Origin of the sequence: Streptomyces sp. NBC_01216 (assembly GCF_035994945.1) — a bacterium.
In the GTDB taxonomy this organism is placed as follows: Bacteria; Actinomycetota; Actinomycetes; order Streptomycetales; family Streptomycetaceae; genus Streptomyces.
Map to the genome: position 1 here is coordinate 2,312,249 of NZ_CP108677.1, position 14,827 is coordinate 2,327,075.

Below are 14,827 nucleotides of genomic sequence, written 5' to 3' on the forward strand. Positions count from 1 at the left end.
TCCGCGCCGGGGCTACGCGTCGCCCGGCCGCCGGATGCCGAGGGCCTGTGTCGTCTCCGGGTTCACCAGGAGCACCAGGCCCGTCACGGCGAGCACCGCGAGGGCGACACCGGCCGGGATCATCACGCTGTCCGCCTGGAGCAGCTGCCAGGCGACCGGCAGCGCCAGGATCTGGGTGATGATCGCCGGACCGCGGCTCCAGGCCCGGCGCCGCAGCAGTCCGCGTGCCGCCGCCCCGGGGATCAGGCCGAGCACGATCAGCGTGGCCCCGCCCATCACCGCCTGGGTCAGGTCGTCGGGGCTGCCCGTGAGCCCGGTCACGAGCACGTACAGGCCCCCGGCCATCAGGCCAAGCGCCTCGATCCCGGCCACCGTCGCCGCGGCGGTCAGCCGTCCGGGGCGGGCGGTCTGCTCAGCGGTCTGCTCCGTGCTGCTCATATCCGGCAGGGTAGCCGGGGCGGGCCCCGGCACTGTCCGCCAGGTGGCCGGGACTGCGCCCGGTACCGCCGGGTAGGTACCCTGGCGGCCATGCGCGCACTTCTCGTGGTCAATCCGGCAGCAACCACCACCAGTGCCCGCACCCGTGACGTGCTCATCCACGCCCTCGCCAGTGAGATGAAGCTGGAGGCCGTCACCACCGAGTACCGCGGTCACGCCCGTGACCTGGCCAGACGGGCCGCCCAGTCCGAGGACGTCGAGCTGGTCGTCGCCCTCGGCGGCGACGGCACCGTCAACGAGGTCGTCAACGGGCTGCTCCACGACGGCCCCGATCCGGACCGGCTGCCGGGCCTGGCGGTGGTCCCCGGTGGTTCGACGAACGTCTTCGCGCGCGCCCTCGGGCTGCCGAACGACGCGGTGGAGGCGACGGGCGCGCTCCTCGACGCGCTGCGTGAACACCGCGCACGCACAGTGAGCCTCGGGCGGGCGTCCGGCGCCCCCGGCACCGAGGACGAGTCGGTGCCGGCCCGCTGGTTCACCTTCTGCGCGGGCTTCGGCTTCGACGCGGGAGTCATCGGCCGGGTCGAACAGCAGCGGGAGCGGGGCAGGCGTTCGACGCACGCGCTCTATCTGCGCCAGGTGTTCCGTCAGTTCCTCGGGGAGCCGCACCGCCGGCATGGCGTGATCACCCTGGAGCGGCCCGGCGAGGCCCCGGTGCCGGACCTGGTGCTGTCGATAATCTGCAACACCTCCCCCTGGACCTACCTGGGCAATCGCCCGGTGTACGCGTCTCCGGAGGCATCCTTCGACACCGCGCTGGACGTCCTCGGCCTGAGCCGTCTCTCCACGTCGGCGGTGGCCCGGTACGCCACCCAGCTGCTCACGTCGACGCCCGAACGCGGCCCGCGCGGCAAGCACGCGCTGACCCTGCACGACCTGACCGACTTCACCTTGCATTCGAAGGTTCCGCTGCCCCTACAGATGGACGGCGACCACCTCGGACTGCGTACGAGCGTGGCGTTCACAGGCGTACGCCGTGCACTGCGTGTGATTGTGTGAGTGGAAGGGCCTAAAGTCCTTTCACTCGAACGTTTAGGCTGCCATCCACCCCTTAGAAGTACGGCTGTGACCTAGCCGACACCGAGGAATCAAAAAAAACTTTCCTGAAGGGGTTGTATCCGCCGCCGAGGTTTGCGAATCTCTTCATGGCGATCGGGACGGCCCGCAAGACCGGCCTCCACTGAAAGCCAGAACCCCTCCTCAGTCCAAGGACCACGCCAGTTCATCTGGCTGTCGGCCCTTCCCTTGCGGGGGGATTCGTGAAAGCGTTCACATTCACAAGCACCCGCATGTAACACCAAGAGAGGTAGCAGCCATGGACTGGCGTCACAACGCCGTTTGTCGTGAGGAAGACCCCGAGCTGTTCTTCCCCATCGGCAACACCGGTCCTGCCCTGCTGCAGATCGAGGAAGCCAAGGCCGTCTGCCGCCGCTGCCCCGTCATGGAGCAGTGCCTGCAGTGGGCGCTCGAGTCCGGCCAGGACTCCGGCGTCTGGGGTGGCCTCAGCGAGGACGAGCGTCGCGCGATGAAGCGCCGTGCCGCTCGCAACCGGGCGCGCAACGCCAGCGCCTGACGCCACCCGCGACGAGCCTCAGGCAAGCGGCGCGTACATCGCGTACGCACTCACCGCCCCCGAGCCGCAGCGCGCAGCAGTAACCCACAGCATTCGAGCCCCGGACCGATTCCCTTCGGTCCGGGGCTCGCTGCTGTACCGCGCCGCCGCGCCGGGTTACTTCTGCGGCCGGACAGGGACGTCGAGGACGACCTTCGTGCCGCGCCCGGCGCCGGGCCGCATGTCGAACGTGCCCCCCAACTCCCCCTCCACCAAGGTCCGTACGATCTGCAGACCGAGGTTTCCGGCCCGCTGCGGGTCGAACCCCTCGGGCAGCCCGCGGCCGTCGTCCTGAACCGTGATCAGAAGCCGTGCGTCCGCGCGGGGTTCGCCGCACACGGCCGCGACCTCGACCGTGCCCTGCTCGCCCGGGGCGAAGGCGTGCTCCAGTGCGTTCTGGAGCACCTCGGTGAGGACCATGGAGAGCGGGGTGGCGACCTCGGCGTCGAGGATGCCGAAGCGGCCGACGCGCCGGCAGGTGACCCTGCCCGGGGAGATCTCGGCGACCATCGCGATCACCCGGTCGGCGATCTCGTCGAACTCGACACGCTCGTCCAGATTCTGGGACAGCGTCTCATGGACGATGGCGATCGAACCGACCCGCCGCACCGCCTCGTTGAGCGCCTCACGGCCGCGGTCGGAGTCCATCCGCCGGGCCTGCAGCCGCAACAGCGCCGCCACGGTCTGGAGGTTGTTCTTCACCCGGTGGTGGATCTCCCGGATAGTGGCGTCCTTGGTGATCAACTCACGCTCACGGCGACGCAGTTCGGTGACGTCACGGAGCAGGACGAGCGACCCGATACGGGGGCCCTTGGGCTTGAGCGGGATCGCCCGCAACTGGATGACGCCGCCGTTGCCCTCGACCTCGGCCTCACGCGGGGCGTAGCCGGAGGCGAGTTTGACCAGGGCCTCGTCGACGGGACCGCGGGAGGGGGCGAGTTCGGCGGTGATCTGGCCGAGGTGCTGGCCGACCAGGTCGGCGGCGAGCCCGAGCCGGTGGTAGGCGGAGAGGGCGTTGGGCGAGGCGTACTGGACGATGCCGTCGGCGTCGAGACGGATCAGGCCGTCGCCGGCGCGCGGCGAGGAGTCCATGTCGACCACCTCGCCGGCGAAGGGGAAGGCCCCCGCGGCGATCATCTGGGCCAGGTCGGAGGCGGACTGGAGGTAGGTGAGCTCCAGCCTGCTGGGGGTCCGCACCGTCAGCAGGTTGGTGTTGCGGGCGATGACTCCGAGCACCCTGCCCTCGCGCCGCACCGGGATGGACTCCACACGTACGGGCACCTCCTCGCGCCACTCGGGGTCGCCCTCGCGGACGATGCGTCCCTCGTCGAGGGCCGCGTCGAGCAGGGGCCGCCGGCCGCGTGGGACGAGGTGGCCGACCATGTCGTCCTGGTAGGAGGTGGGGCCGGTGTTGGGCCGCATCTGGGCGACGGAGACGTACCGGGTGCCGTCCAGGGTGGGCACCCAGAGCACCAGGTCGGCGAAGGAGAGGTCGGAGAGCAGCTGCCACTCCGAGACCAGCAGATGGAGCCACTCGAGGTCGGACTCACTCAGAGCGGTGTGCTGGCGTACGAGGTCGTTCATGGAGGGCACAGGTGCGAGCGTACCCGTGGATTTCGGGGGTGATGAACCTGGATCTCGGGGCGTTCGTGTTGGAGGATGGGCCCGGAAACACCCTGCCGATATGGATGGACAGACCAGAATGGTCTAGTCCACAATGGCAGGGCAGCATCATCAAGCCTCCACTCTCCCCGCACAGGAGGGTGGAACGAGGTACCCGGCGCTCTCTGCCCTGACTGCGCCGAGACCTCCCCACGGCCGAGGGACCGCACACCCCCGGCCGAGCGACTCCGGGCTGCGGTGCCGGACGGGTTGAGGGTCCCGTCAGGCGCCGCGGCCCGCGGGTTTTCCCGGACTGTCGAGTCATACGGACGCGAGGGCGGTCCCGCTCAACGCGCGGCCGGCGTTTCCTCCCCGGACCGCGTTCCGCACCCCCGGCCCGCCCCCTCCCCACCCGCGCCGGCCACGCCCGCCCTCACCCGCACCGACGGGACGGCGCGCGGTTCCCGCCGGGTGGCCCGGCCGTCGGCGGCGACCGACCATGAGAGAGAGTCCGCCCCGCGGACGAGGCCGAGGCCGAGGCTCCCGCTCTGCTAGATTGGACCCGATTGGTCTATACCACCGGCCCTCTCTCCAGATCGGCAGGCACAGCGTGGAAGTTGTCATCGTCCCGGACGCCAAGGCAGGCGGCGAGCTCATCGCCGACTCCATCGCGGAGCTCCTGCGCCGCAAGCCCGACGCGTTGCTCGGCGTGGCCACCGGCTCGACCCCGCTGCCCATCTACGAGGCCCTCCTCACCCGGGTCTCGGCCGGTTCCGTGGACGCCTCGCGTGCCCGGATCGCGCAGCTGGACGAGTACGTCGGACTCCCGGCGGGCCACCCCGAGTCGTACCGCTCCACCGTGCTCCGGCAGGTCGTCGAGCCGCTCGGACTGCCCGCGGACGCCTTCCTGGGCCCCGACGGCTCCGCCGAGGACGTCCAGGCCGCCTGCCACGCCTACGACCAGGCGCTGGCCGACGCCGGCGGTGTGGACCTCCAGATCCTGGGCATCGGCACGGACGGGCACATCGGCTTCAACGAGCCCTGCTCCTCGCTGGCCTCCCGCACCCGGATCAAGACGCTCACCCAGCAGACCCGGGTGGACAACGCGCGCTTCTTCGACGACGACATCGAGCAGGTGCCGCACCACGTCATCACCCAGGGCATCGGCACCATCCTGGAGGCCCGCCACCTGGTGCTGCTGGCCACCGGCGAGGGCAAGGCTGACGCCGTGGCGCAGACCGTCGAGGGTCCGGTCGCCGCGGTCGTGCCGGCCTCGGCGCTCCAGCTGCACGCGCACGCCACCGTCGTCGTCGACGAGGCCGCCGCGTCCAAGCTGAAGCTCGCGGACTACTTCCGCCACACCTTCGCCGAGAAGCCCTCCTGGCAGGGCATCTGATCCTGTCCCGGCGCCCGTGCGGGAACCGGAGAAGCGTTTCGTGGGACCGGACCGGAGGGTCCGGTCCCACGGCCGTTCCGGGACCGGACCCGGGCGCGCGGGACCCGGACGGCACGACGCACGGGAGGGCCGGCACCCCGGGTTCGGGATGCCGGCCCTCCCGTACGATCCGGGCGCCCGAGCGCTCACACGCCGGCGATGACCTCCGCCGCCGCCCGGCCGCAGACGCGTGCCGCGCCGTGCGTCGCGATGTGGAGGGCCCCCAGGGGCTTCGCCTGGTTCAGCCCCATCTCCACCACGACGGTGTCCGGACGGGCCGCGAGAAGGGCTTCCAGAGCCTCGGTCATCCAGGGGTGCCGATGGGCGTCGCGCACGACGGCGACGATCCCCCGCTCCCCCGCCGCGGCGAGGAGCGCGTCCACGGACGGCTCCGCGTACGAACCCGTCCCGGTGCCCGGCAGCAGCCGCTCCAGCTCGGCCGCGACCCCCCAGGGCGTCTCGTCGCCGACCGCGAAGTTGGCGGCCGACGCGAAGGAGGCGACATAGGGAGCACGCGTCATCGGCGTGTACGCCCGCTCCCCCGTCGTCACCACCAGGGCCCGGCGGGCCGCGACGAGTCCGATGTCGGTGCCGGGCGCGGTCCCCTCCTGCACTTCCGCGCCCGGCCCCGAAACAGCCCCCCTGACCCGATGCGCCCGCGTCCAGGACGCCAGGGCGCGTACCCGCGCCGCGGCGTCGGCCAGCCGCTCCTCGGGCAGTTCGCCGGTCCGTACCGCACCGACCAGGGCGTCGCGCAGCGCGAGGACGGTGTCCTCGTCGGCCAGCCCGCCGCCGACACAGATGGCGTCGGCGCCCGCGGCGATCGCGAGGACGGAGCCGCGCTCGATGCCGTACGTCGACGCGATGGCCTGCATCTCCACGCCGTCGGTGACGATCAGCCCGTCGAAGCCCAGCTCCCGGCGCAGCAGACCGGTCAGGATCTGCGGGCTCAGGGTCGCCGGACGGTGCGGGTCGAGCGCGGGAAGCAGAATATGCGCGCTCATGACCGCTTTGGAACCCGCCGCGATCGCGGCGCGGAAAGGTACCAGGTCACGGGCGTGCAGTGTGGCGAGGTCCACATCGATCCGGGGCAGCGCGTGGTGGGAGTCCACGTTGGTGTCGCCGTGACCGGGGAAGTGCTTGGTGCAGGCGGCGACGCCGGCGGCCTGGAGACCCTCGATGTAGGCCACGGTGTGACGCGCCACCAGGCCCGGGTCGGACCCGAAGGCCCGGACTCCGATGACCGGGTTGTCGGCGTTGGCGTTCACGTCCGCGGAGGGGGCCCAGTTGAGGTCCACCCCGCACGCGGCGAGCCTGCGGCCGAGCTCCTGGGCGACGGCCCGGGTCAGGTCCACGTCGTCGACGGAGCCGAGGGCGTAGCTGCCGGGAAAGGAGGAGCCCTGGCGGACCTCGAGGCGGGTGACGTCCCCGCCCTCCTCGTCGATGGCGACCAGGACGTCGTCCCGCTCGGCGCGCAGCTGGGCCGTGAGGGCGGCGAGCTGCTCGGGTGTCTCGATGTTCCGGCCGAACAGGCCGACCGAGGAGAGTCCCTCCCCGATACGGCGCAGCAGCCAGTCGGGTGCGGTGGTGCCGACGAAGCCCGGCTGGAGCACGGTGAGTGCGTCGCGGGTCAGGGTGTCGGCGCCGCGTACAAGTGTCGTCATGGGGCGGCTTATCCCTTCACGGCGCCGGCCGTCAGACCCGCGGCCATCTTGCGCTGGACAAGGAGGAAGAGGATCACGATGGGAACGGCCATCATGGTGGAGCCCGCCATCATCGGGGCGTACTCGGTGCCGTTCTTCGTGATGAAGTTGCCGAGCCAGACGGTGGCCGTCTGGTTCTGCTGGCTCATCAGCATCAGCGCGTAGAGGTACTCGTTCCACGCCTGGATGAAGCCGTAGACGGAGGTGGCGACCATGCCCGGGGCGAGCAGCGGGAAGACCACCCGGACGAAGGCGCCGGTGCGGGTGCAGCCGTCGACCTGCGCCGCCTCCTCCAGCTCCTTGGGGATGTTGACGATGAAGCCGCGCAGGGTCCACACCGTGAACGGGAGGATGAAGGTCAGGTACGTGATGATCAGACCGCTGAGCCGGTCGTACTGCCCGAGGTCGTTGAGCATCAGGAAGACCGGAATGATCATGGCGACGAGCGGGACCATCTGGACGGCGAGGATGCCGACGATCACGATCTTGCGGCCACGGAAGGCGAAGCGTGAGATCGCGAGCGCCGCCAGCATGCCGACCGTGATGCCGATCACGACGACGACCATCGACACCACGAGGCTGCGGCCGACCGGTCCCCAGAAGTCCGCGATGTCCAGGGCTCGCCGGAAGTTCTCCAGCGTGAAGGTGGAGGGGAAGAAGTGCGGGTCGGGGTCGATGGCGTCCTTGGCCGGCTTGAAGGCCGTGTTCACCATCCAGTAGACCGGGAAGCCGGCCGTGACGAAGACGAGCAGCCCGAGCAGGTTCCAGCCGAACTTGGACGTGCGGGGCCGCCTGCGGACGGGGGCCGCGGCGGGCTTGGACACGCCTGCCTCTGCGGTGGCGGAGCTCACTCCACTTCTCCGATCTTCAGCATCTGGCGCATGTACACGGCGACCACGCCGAGCAGCAGGACGACGGTGACGAGCGCGATCGCCGATCCGGTGCCGTAGTCGTTGACGACGAATGCCTTGTCGAACGAGTACGTGGTGAGGACCTGGAACTCGGCCTCGGGGTGGCCGTTGCGCATGACGTAGACCTGCGGGAAGACACCCATGTCCCAGATCACCGAGAGCGTCGTGAGCATGACGATGATCGGCTTGAGGATCGGCAGGGTGACGAAGCGGAAGACTCCCCAGGCCCCCGCGCCGTCGAGCCGGGCCGCCTCCTCGAGCTCCTTGGGCACCTGCGTGAGGCCGGCGCTGAGCGTGATCACGACGAAGGGAACGGCGCCCCAGACGACGAGGAGCACGATCACGGCGAGGCCCTGCGGGCCGCTGGCGAACCAGTTGTGGCCGATCATGTCGACGCCGGGCAGCTTGTCGATCAGCCAGTTCAGCACGCCGTAGTCGGCGTCGAAGAGCCACTTGAAGATGGCGGTAGCGACGATGATGGGCATGCCCCAGCTCGCCACCAGGACGATGTTGATGAGGAACTTGACCCAGCCGGAGACCCTCTGGAGCAGCAGCGCGATCAGCATGCCGAGGACCATGGTGAGCACCACGGCGCCGACCATGAAGACCACGGTGCGCAGGACGACGGTCCAGAACTCGCTGTCACCGAGGATCTTCGTGAAGTTGGCGAAGCCTGCCGACTCCGCCTCCTCGAAGCCCCAGAGCTGTGCCTGGCCGAATTTCTGGAAGGAGAGGGTGACCAGGCGTACGAGCGGGTACCCCAGCACGAGCAGCAGGACGAGCAGGCATGGCGCGAGCAGGAGCCACGGCACTCCCGCCCCGGTCGAGGTCCCCTTCTTCCCCGGTTTCCCGGGCGTACCGGCTGTGGAGCCGGATGGTGGCGATTGCCGCACCGGCGGCACCTTCGCGGTGGTTGTCTCTGCGGCACTCATCCCGTGCTCCTCAGCGATCCCTCTCCTGCGTACGGGCGGCAGGGCCCCGTCGACCAAGGTGACGGGGCCCTGCCCTCAGGTCACTTGGTGTTGATGACCTTGTCGATGGCCGCGTCCGCTTCCTGAGCGGCCAGCTCCACCGACTTCTTGCCGTTGGCGATGTCGACGAGCATCGTCTTGAGGATCTGCGCCTTCTCGACCTGACCCCAGCCCGGGGCGGTCGGGACGAACCAGCTGGACTCGGCCGCGGTGGCGGCGACCGTGGTGGCCGGGTCGCTCTTCAGCGGGGCGAGGTCCGCCTTGTTGTTGGGCAGGTTGCCCTTGGCGATGAGGCCCTTCTGGCCCTCGGCGCCGGTGAAGGCGGCGATCCACTCGGCGGCGACGCCCTGCGCCTTGGACTTGACCGGGATGGCCAGGTCCGAGCCGCCGAGGAAGACCGGGAGGTTCTTGCCGGACGGGCCGGGCATGACGAAGTTCTCGAGCTTGTCGGCGAGGCCGCCGACCTTGTCGTTCTCCGGGCCCGCCGCGACGGAGCCCTCCCAGCCGGCGGCGAAGATCGCCGCGGACTTGCCCTGACCGAAGACGACGGGACGGTCGGACTCGTCCTTCGTCTTGTCACCGTGCATGTACTTGTCGACGATGTTCTTGTACTCGGTGAGGCCCTTGACGGACTCCGGCGAGGACAGGTTCGCCTTCCAGGTCTCGCCCTCCTGCTTGGCGATCGAGCCGCCCTGCTCGTAGACGAAGGACATGGCCGCGTACCAGTCCGGCGAGGGCTGGTACCAGGCGCTGAACTTGTCGCCCTTCTTCTTCTGGATGGCGTCCAGGGCGGCGGTCAGCTCGGCCCAGGTCTTCGGGGCCTCCTTCACGCCCGCCTCGGCGGCGATGTCCTTGCGCCAGGTGCCCACCCGGCCACCGGCGTAGTAGGGGACGCCGTAGGTCTTGCCGTTGTAGGTGACCGAGTCCTTGAGCGCGTCGAGCCACTTGTCGGAGTTCTCGAACTTCGACGGGTCGACCGTGGCGAAGGCACCCTTGGCCATGTAGCTGATCATCTCGGAGTTGCCCATTTCGACAACGTCCGGGGCCTTGTCCGTGGCGAGCACCGCGTCGAGCTTGGTGTTCTTGTCCGGCCAGCCGTAGTACTCGTGCTTGATCTTGATGCCGGGGTGCTTCTCGGCCACCGCGTCATCGGCGGCCTTGACCAGATCCGGCCAGTTGTTCTGGGCGTCGACCGTCAGCCAGACGGTGAGCTCCTTGACCTCGCTGCCGGCCTTGTCTCCGCCCTTGTCGTCGGAGCCACCACACGCGGCAATGCTGACCATCATGCCCGCGACGCCGATCGCCGCGATGAGCTTGCGCTTCACGCCACCCTCCTCAGGGATGCCTGCAACCCCTGCCCACCGCGCGAAGACATACGTCGGGTAGTGCTCGTGGGGCTGGGACCTGGTCTTTAATGGTTTAGACCAGTACCCGGAGCTTGGCCTAGACCTTTAGGGGTGTCAAGGGTGTATAAGAAGGGCAGTCGGGTCCGTTATCGGACCGACACCTGAGGGAGGGCGACGACCCGTGACCGGTCCGTGCCACCATGTGAGCCGCTATAGACGGAGGAGCCGGTGACGGCAGCAACACAGGAGTCGGGAAGGCAGGCCATGGCCACGGACGCGGGCAGTACGGAGACAGAGGGCGGCGCCGCCACCCGCACCGCGCGCGTGCCCAAGTACTACCGACTGAAGCGACACTTGCTCGACATGACGGAGACCTTGCCACCCGGAACCCCGGTTCCGCCAGAGCGCACCCTCGCCGCCGAGTTCGACACCTCGCGTACGACCGTACGCCAGGCCCTTCAGGAACTGGTAGTCGAGGGCCGCCTGGAGCGGATCCAGGGCAAGGGCACCTTCGTGGCCAAGCCCAAGGTCTCGCAGGCACTCCAGCTCACCTCGTACACCGAGGACATGCGGGCACAGGGCCTGGAACCCACCTCGCAACTGCTCGACATCGGGTACGTGACGGCCGACGACACGCTGGCCGGCCTACTCGACATCACCACGGGCGGGCGCGTACTGCGGATCGAGCGCCTGCGCCTGGCCAGCGGGGAGCCGATGGCGATCGAGACCACCCATCTTTCGGCCAAGCGTTTCCCCGCGCTGCGCCGGTCGCTGGTGAAGTACACCTCGCTCTACACCGCGCTCGCCGAGGTCTACGACGTCCATCTGGCCGAGGCCGAGGAGACCATCGAGACCTCGCTCGCCAGCCCGCGGGAGGCCGGTCTGCTCGGCACGGACGTCGGACTGCCGATGCTCATGCTCTCGCGCCACTCGCTGGACGCCCAGGGCGAGCCGGTCGAATGGGTGCGCTCGGTGTACCGCGGCGACCGGTACAAGTTCGTCGCGAGACTCAAGCGTCCGAACGGCTGATTCCGGCCACGTCCCCCCGCCGCCGGCCCGGCCCGCCGCACTGCCGGTCACCGACCGGGCCGACCGGCGGCGGGCGGCGGGGAATCCGCCACATCGGCGTGAACCAGTGCCCCGGCACATCCGTGAGGAGTGTCGGGGCACTGCCGCACCTCCGCGTCGCGCCACCCCGCCGCATCCGGCGGTTTCCGCCCGTCATCCGGGCAGGGGTTTCGCGGAGCGAGACGGTCCCCTAGATTGCACGCGCGATTACCCAGGTGATCAATGGTGTTCAGCGAGGGGACGGAGTCGCCAGATGTCGGAAGTGACGCAGGACAAACCACCGGTCGTGACACCCCTACGGGTGGTCGTGGCCCTCTGTCTGCTCGCGCCCTTCGTGGCGATGCTCTGGGTGAGCTCGTACGCGAGGATCGAGCCGACCTTCGCCGGCATCCCGTTCTTCTACTGGTACCAGATGTCCTGGGTGGTCGTCTCCACCGTGCTGACGGTCATCGCGTACAAGCTGTGGCAGCGTGACCAGCGCGCCCGCAAGGGGGGTTCCCGATGAAGGACGGCGTGAACGGTGTCGCCCTCGGCGTCTTCGTCTTCTTCTTCGTGGCCGTCACGGTCATGGGCTTCCTCGCCGCGCGCTGGCGCAAGGCCGAGAACGAGCACAGCCTCGACGAGTGGGGCCTGGGCGGCCGTTCGTTCGGCACCTGGGTGACCTGGTTCCTGCTGGGCGGCGACCTCTACACCGCGTACACCTTCGTCGCCGTCCCGGCCGCCATCTACGCGGCGGGCGCGGCCGGCTTCTTCGCCGTGCCGTACACGATCCTCGTCTACCCGCTGATCTTCACCTTCCTGCCCCGCCTGTGGTCGGTGTCCCACAAGCACGGCTACGTCACCACATCGGACTTCGTCCGCGGCCGGTTCGGCTCCAAGGGCCTGTCGCTGGCGGTCGCCCTCACCGGCATCCTCGCCACCATGCCCTACATCGCGCTCCAGCTGGTCGGCATCCAGGCCGTCCTGGACGTGATGGGCGTGGGCGGCGAGACCACGCACTGGTTCGTCAAGGACCTTCCGCTGCTCATCGCCTTCGGTGTCCTCGCGGCGTACACCTACTCCTCGGGCCTGCGCGCCCCAGCGTTGATCGCCTTCGTCAAGGACACGCTGATCTACATCGTCATCGCGGTGGCGATCATCTACATCCCGATCAAGCTGGGCGGCTTCGGCGAGATCTTCGCCAGGGCCGGCGAGACGTACGCCACGGTCAACCCCGTCACGGGCAAACCGCGCGGCGCGCTGGTACCGGGCGAGATGGGCCAGTGGGGCTACGCGACGCTGGCGCTCGGCTCGGCGCTGGCGCTCTTCATGTACCCGCACTCGATCACGGCGACGCTCTCCTCGCGCAGCCGTGACGTCATCCGCCGCAACACCACGATCCTGCCGCTCTACTCGCTGATGCTGGGGCTGCTCGCGCTGCTCGGCTTCATGGCGATCGCGGCGGGCGTCAAGGTCGGCAACGCCCAGCTGGCCATCCCGCAGCTCTTCGAGAACATGTTCCCCGACTGGTTCGCGGGCGTCGCCTTCGCCGCCATCGGCATCGGCGCGCTGGTGCCGGCGGCGATCATGTCGATCGCCGCGGCCAATCTCTTCACCCGCAACATCTACAAGGACTTCCTGAAACCGGACGCCACGCCACAGCAGCAGACCAAGGTGTCCAAGCTGGTGTCGCTGCTGGTCAAGGTCGGCGCGCTGGTCTTCGTCCTGACCATGGACAAGACCGTGGCGATCAACTTCCAGCTGCTCGGCGGCATCTGGATCCTCCAGACCCTGCCGGCACTGGTCGGCGGCCTGTTCACCCGCTGGTTCCACCGCTGGGCCCTGCTGGCGGGCTGGGCGGTCGGCATGGTGTACGGCACGGCGGCGGCCTACGGCGTGGCGAGTCCGACACAGAAGCACTTCGGCGGCTCCTCCGCCGAGATCCCCGGCATCGGCGAGATCGGCTACATCGGCCTCACCGCCTTCGTGCTCAACGTGGTGGTGACCGTCGTCCTGACCTTCGTCCTCAAGGCGGTCAAGGCTCCCGAGGGCGTGGACGAGACCTCTCCCTCGGACTACACCGCGGACGCCGGCGAGCCGGGCGTGCGGGCCGAACTGGCGAAGGCCGGCCCCGGCCGCTGACCCGCGCCGTCGCCCGCGAGGCGCCGGAGGCCGCCGCGATCCCCCACGGAATCACGCGGCGGCCTTCGTCACGCACAGACATACGCACAGGCACGCGCATACGCATACGCATACGCATACGCAAGGATGTTCGCATGAGAACCGTCCCGCGCCTCGCCCACCTCGCCGTGGCACCCCTCGCGCTCGCCCTCACCGGCTGTGGTACGGAGCGCCTCGGCGCCTCGCCCCCCGACCACGCTGAACTCGTGGCACGCGCCTCGGCGGCCCAGACCCGTGTCGAGCACGTGTACGTCACCGAGGCGGAGGGATTCACCCTCGCACGGCAGTCGGCGGGAGTCATCGGCGACGACGGCTTCCGGCTCACGTACGTCGCGAAGGACGGAGCGCGGCTCACCCTGTCCGCGGAGCGGCAGCCGTTCACCGACAAGGACTGCTCCGCTCCGTCCCAGGGCGAGACCTGCGCGCGGGAGGACGGGAGCTGGTACCGCCACTCCGCGTACGGACACACCTACGTGCGCAACGAGGGCGCGCTTCGCATCACGCTCGGCGCGCCGCTCTCGGTGTCCAGGGAGACACTGCGTGAGACCGCCGCGCGGGCCCACCGCGCCGACGACGCCGAACTGGACGCCGTGCTGCCCGAGGAGACCGGCCCCCGGATACCCGTCGAACGCGGAGACCTGCCGCCCGAGGGCGACGGGGCGCCGGACAACTCGGTGGGCGTGGGCGGGTGACGGACATCGGACCACACCGATGGGACATCAGGATCCGAGTGGCACGGCCCGAGGAGTACGAGGCTCTGGGCGAGCTCACCGCGCGGGCCTGTCTCGACGACGGGCACCTCGACTTCGGTGTGCACGACGCGTACCTCGATGTGCTGAGGGACGTGCCCCGGCGGGCCGCCGAGGCCGAGGTGCTGGTCGCACTGGACGGCGCGGGCCGGCCGGCCGGGGGCGTGACCTTCGTCTCGGGCCCCACCAGTCCGTGGGCCGACATCGCCCGGGAGGGCGAGGCGGAGTTCCGGATGCTCGCCGTCTCCGCGGACGCCCGTGGCCGGGGCGTCGGAGAGTCGCTCGTTCGGGCCTGTGTGGAGCGGGCGCGGGCGACACCGGGATGCCGACGCGTGGTGCTCTCCACCCAGCCGGGCATGACCTCCGCGCACCGCGTGTACGAGCGGCTGGGCTTCGTCCGCACCCCCGGACGGGACTGGGAGCCGATCCCGGGACTGGTGGAACTGCGCACTTACGCCCTGGAGCTGTGAACAGGTAGCGACACAACATGTGGGGGGTGTCCTGCGGGGCGCCCCCCACATGTATGCTCATGCTCGCTGTCGCCGCAGGGGAATCCGGTGGAAGTCCGGAACTGTCCCGCAACGGTGTGCTTTTGGCGCTTTCGTCCGCCAGGTGAGTCCGAAGACCTGCCGACAGCGCACCCGGTCCGTCCGTTCCGGGTGCCACAGACGTCCGGGCCTCGCGGAGTGGGCCGGCGGCGGCACACCCCTGCCCGTGGGTGCCCGTCTGCCCGCCTTCCCCCCGTCGGCCCCGAGCCGAGCGAGGGAGAGCC

The 14,827-nt window shown here is 69.8% G+C and carries 14 protein-coding genes and 1 riboswitch; of the genes, 8 read left to right on the forward strand and 6 right to left on the reverse strand.

Annotated features, from left to right (window positions below; genetic code table 11):
- Positions 1–12: 12 nt before the first annotated feature.
- Complete coding sequence (locus OG393_RS09670) at positions 13–438, reverse strand: hypothetical protein (protein WP_327374238.1); 426 nt, start codon at positions 436–438, stop codon at positions 13–15.
- Between the two features lie 90 nt (positions 439–528).
- Here OG393_RS09670 and OG393_RS09675 point away from each other — a divergent pair, with 90 nt between their 5' ends.
- Both OG393_RS09675 and OG393_RS09680 read left to right on the forward strand, forming a co-directional pair.
- Positions 529–1,497: a diacylglycerol/lipid kinase family protein gene (locus tag OG393_RS09675; protein WP_327374239.1), complete on the forward strand. Its 969-nt coding sequence runs from the start codon at positions 529–531 to the stop codon at positions 1,495–1,497.
- A 316-nt stretch (positions 1,498–1,813) separates the two neighbouring features.
- A complete protein-coding gene (locus tag OG393_RS09680) occupies positions 1,814–2,071 on the forward strand; it encodes a WhiB family transcriptional regulator (RefSeq protein ID WP_003953983.1) in 258 nt (85 codons plus the stop codon).
- A 156-nt stretch (positions 2,072–2,227) separates the two neighbouring features.
- On the opposite strand, the gene OG393_RS09685 is transcribed toward OG393_RS09680, so the two are convergent.
- Entirely contained in the window at positions 2,228–3,694 is a 1,467-nt protein-coding gene (locus OG393_RS09685) for a sensor histidine kinase (RefSeq protein ID WP_327378371.1), read from the reverse strand.
- Between the two features lie 628 nt (positions 3,695–4,322).
- Here OG393_RS09685 and nagB point away from each other — a divergent pair.
- Entirely contained in the window at positions 4,323–5,108 is a 786-nt protein-coding gene (gene nagB, locus OG393_RS09690) for a glucosamine-6-phosphate deaminase (protein WP_327374240.1), read from the forward strand.
- Positions 5,109–5,293: 185 nt separating this feature from the next.
- On the opposite strand, the gene OG393_RS09695 is transcribed toward nagB, so the two are convergent.
- From OG393_RS09695 to OG393_RS09710, 4 genes are all read right to left on the reverse strand, one after another.
- A complete protein-coding gene (locus OG393_RS09695; protein ID WP_327374241.1) occupies positions 5,294–6,811 on the reverse strand; it encodes a glycoside hydrolase family 3 protein in 1,518 nt (505 codons plus the stop codon).
- A gap of 8 nt (positions 6,812–6,819) precedes the next feature.
- Complete coding sequence (locus OG393_RS09700; protein WP_327378372.1) at positions 6,820–7,674, reverse strand: carbohydrate ABC transporter permease; 855 nt, start codon at positions 7,672–7,674, stop codon at positions 6,820–6,822.
- Positions 7,675–7,697: 23 nt separating this feature from the next.
- Entirely contained in the window at positions 7,698–8,693 is a 996-nt protein-coding gene (locus tag OG393_RS09705) for a carbohydrate ABC transporter permease (RefSeq protein WP_327374242.1), read from the reverse strand.
- 80 nt (positions 8,694–8,773) lie between these two features.
- Positions 8,774–10,057 (reverse strand): extracellular solute-binding protein, encoded by a 1,284-nt coding sequence (locus tag OG393_RS09710; RefSeq protein ID WP_327374243.1) that lies wholly within the window; start codon positions 10,055–10,057, stop codon positions 8,774–8,776.
- A gap of 285 nt (positions 10,058–10,342) precedes the next feature.
- Here OG393_RS09710 and OG393_RS09715 point away from each other — a divergent pair, with 285 nt between their 5' ends.
- The 5 genes from OG393_RS09715 to OG393_RS09735 all read left to right on the forward strand — a co-directional run bounded on the left by OG393_RS09715 (position 10,343) and on the right by OG393_RS09735 (position 14,525).
- Positions 10,343–11,107: a GntR family transcriptional regulator gene (locus tag OG393_RS09715; protein WP_327378373.1), complete on the forward strand. Its 765-nt coding sequence runs from the start codon at positions 10,343–10,345 to the stop codon at positions 11,105–11,107.
- 292 nt (positions 11,108–11,399) lie between these two features.
- The gene (locus OG393_RS09720; protein WP_327374244.1) at positions 11,400–11,651 is read left to right on the forward strand and encodes a DUF3311 domain-containing protein; all 252 of its coding nucleotides are present in this window, start codon (positions 11,400–11,402) and stop codon (positions 11,649–11,651) included.
- Positions 11,648–13,267, forward strand: a complete 1,620-nt coding sequence (gene mctP, locus OG393_RS09725) for a monocarboxylate uptake permease MctP (protein WP_327374245.1) — start codon at positions 11,648–11,650, stop codon at positions 13,265–13,267. The genes OG393_RS09720 and mctP overlap by 4 nt, the downstream gene beginning before the upstream one ends.
- Positions 13,268–13,401: 134 nt before the next feature.
- Complete coding sequence (locus tag OG393_RS09730; protein ID WP_327374246.1) at positions 13,402–13,998, forward strand: hypothetical protein; 597 nt, start codon at positions 13,402–13,404, stop codon at positions 13,996–13,998.
- A 38-nt stretch (positions 13,999–14,036) separates the two neighbouring features.
- Positions 14,037–14,525, forward strand: coding sequence for a GNAT family N-acetyltransferase (locus OG393_RS09735; RefSeq protein WP_442817283.1), 489 nt, complete (start codon positions 14,037–14,039; stop codon positions 14,523–14,525).
- Positions 14,526–14,578: 53 nt separating this feature from the next.
- A riboswitch (cobalamin riboswitch) is annotated at positions 14,579–14,703 on the forward strand.
- The last annotated feature ends 124 nt before the right edge of the window (positions 14,704–14,827 follow it).

Excerpts from the sequence above, each read along its gene's own strand:
- OG393_RS09720 (WP_327374244.1), top strand. The coding sequence starts at position 11,400 with ATGTCGGAAGTGACGCAGGACAAACCACCGGTCGTGACACCCCTACGG.
- OG393_RS09685 (WP_327378371.1), bottom strand. The coding sequence starts at position 3,694 with ATGAACGACCTCGTACGCCAGCACACCGCTCTGAGTGAGTCCGACCTC.
- OG393_RS09675 (WP_327374239.1), top strand. The coding sequence starts at position 529 with ATGCGCGCACTTCTCGTGGTCAATCCGGCAGCAACCACCACCAGTGCC.
- OG393_RS09670 (WP_327374238.1), bottom strand. The coding sequence starts at position 438 with ATGAGCAGCACGGAGCAGACCGCTGAGCAGACCGCCCGCCCCGGACGG.
- OG393_RS09695 (WP_327374241.1), bottom strand. The coding sequence starts at position 6,811 with ATGACGACACTTGTACGCGGCGCCGACACCCTGACCCGCGACGCACTC.
- OG393_RS09680 (WP_003953983.1), top strand. The coding sequence starts at position 1,814 with ATGGACTGGCGTCACAACGCCGTTTGTCGTGAGGAAGACCCCGAGCTG.
- OG393_RS09730 (WP_327374246.1), top strand. The coding sequence starts at position 13,402 with ATGAGAACCGTCCCGCGCCTCGCCCACCTCGCCGTGGCACCCCTCGCG.
- mctP (WP_327374245.1), top strand. The coding sequence starts at position 11,648 with ATGAAGGACGGCGTGAACGGTGTCGCCCTCGGCGTCTTCGTCTTCTTC.
- OG393_RS09705 (WP_327374242.1), bottom strand. The coding sequence starts at position 8,693 with ATGAGTGCCGCAGAGACAACCACCGCGAAGGTGCCGCCGGTGCGGCAA.
- OG393_RS09715 (WP_327378373.1), top strand. The coding sequence starts at position 10,343 with ATGGCCACGGACGCGGGCAGTACGGAGACAGAGGGCGGCGCCGCCACC.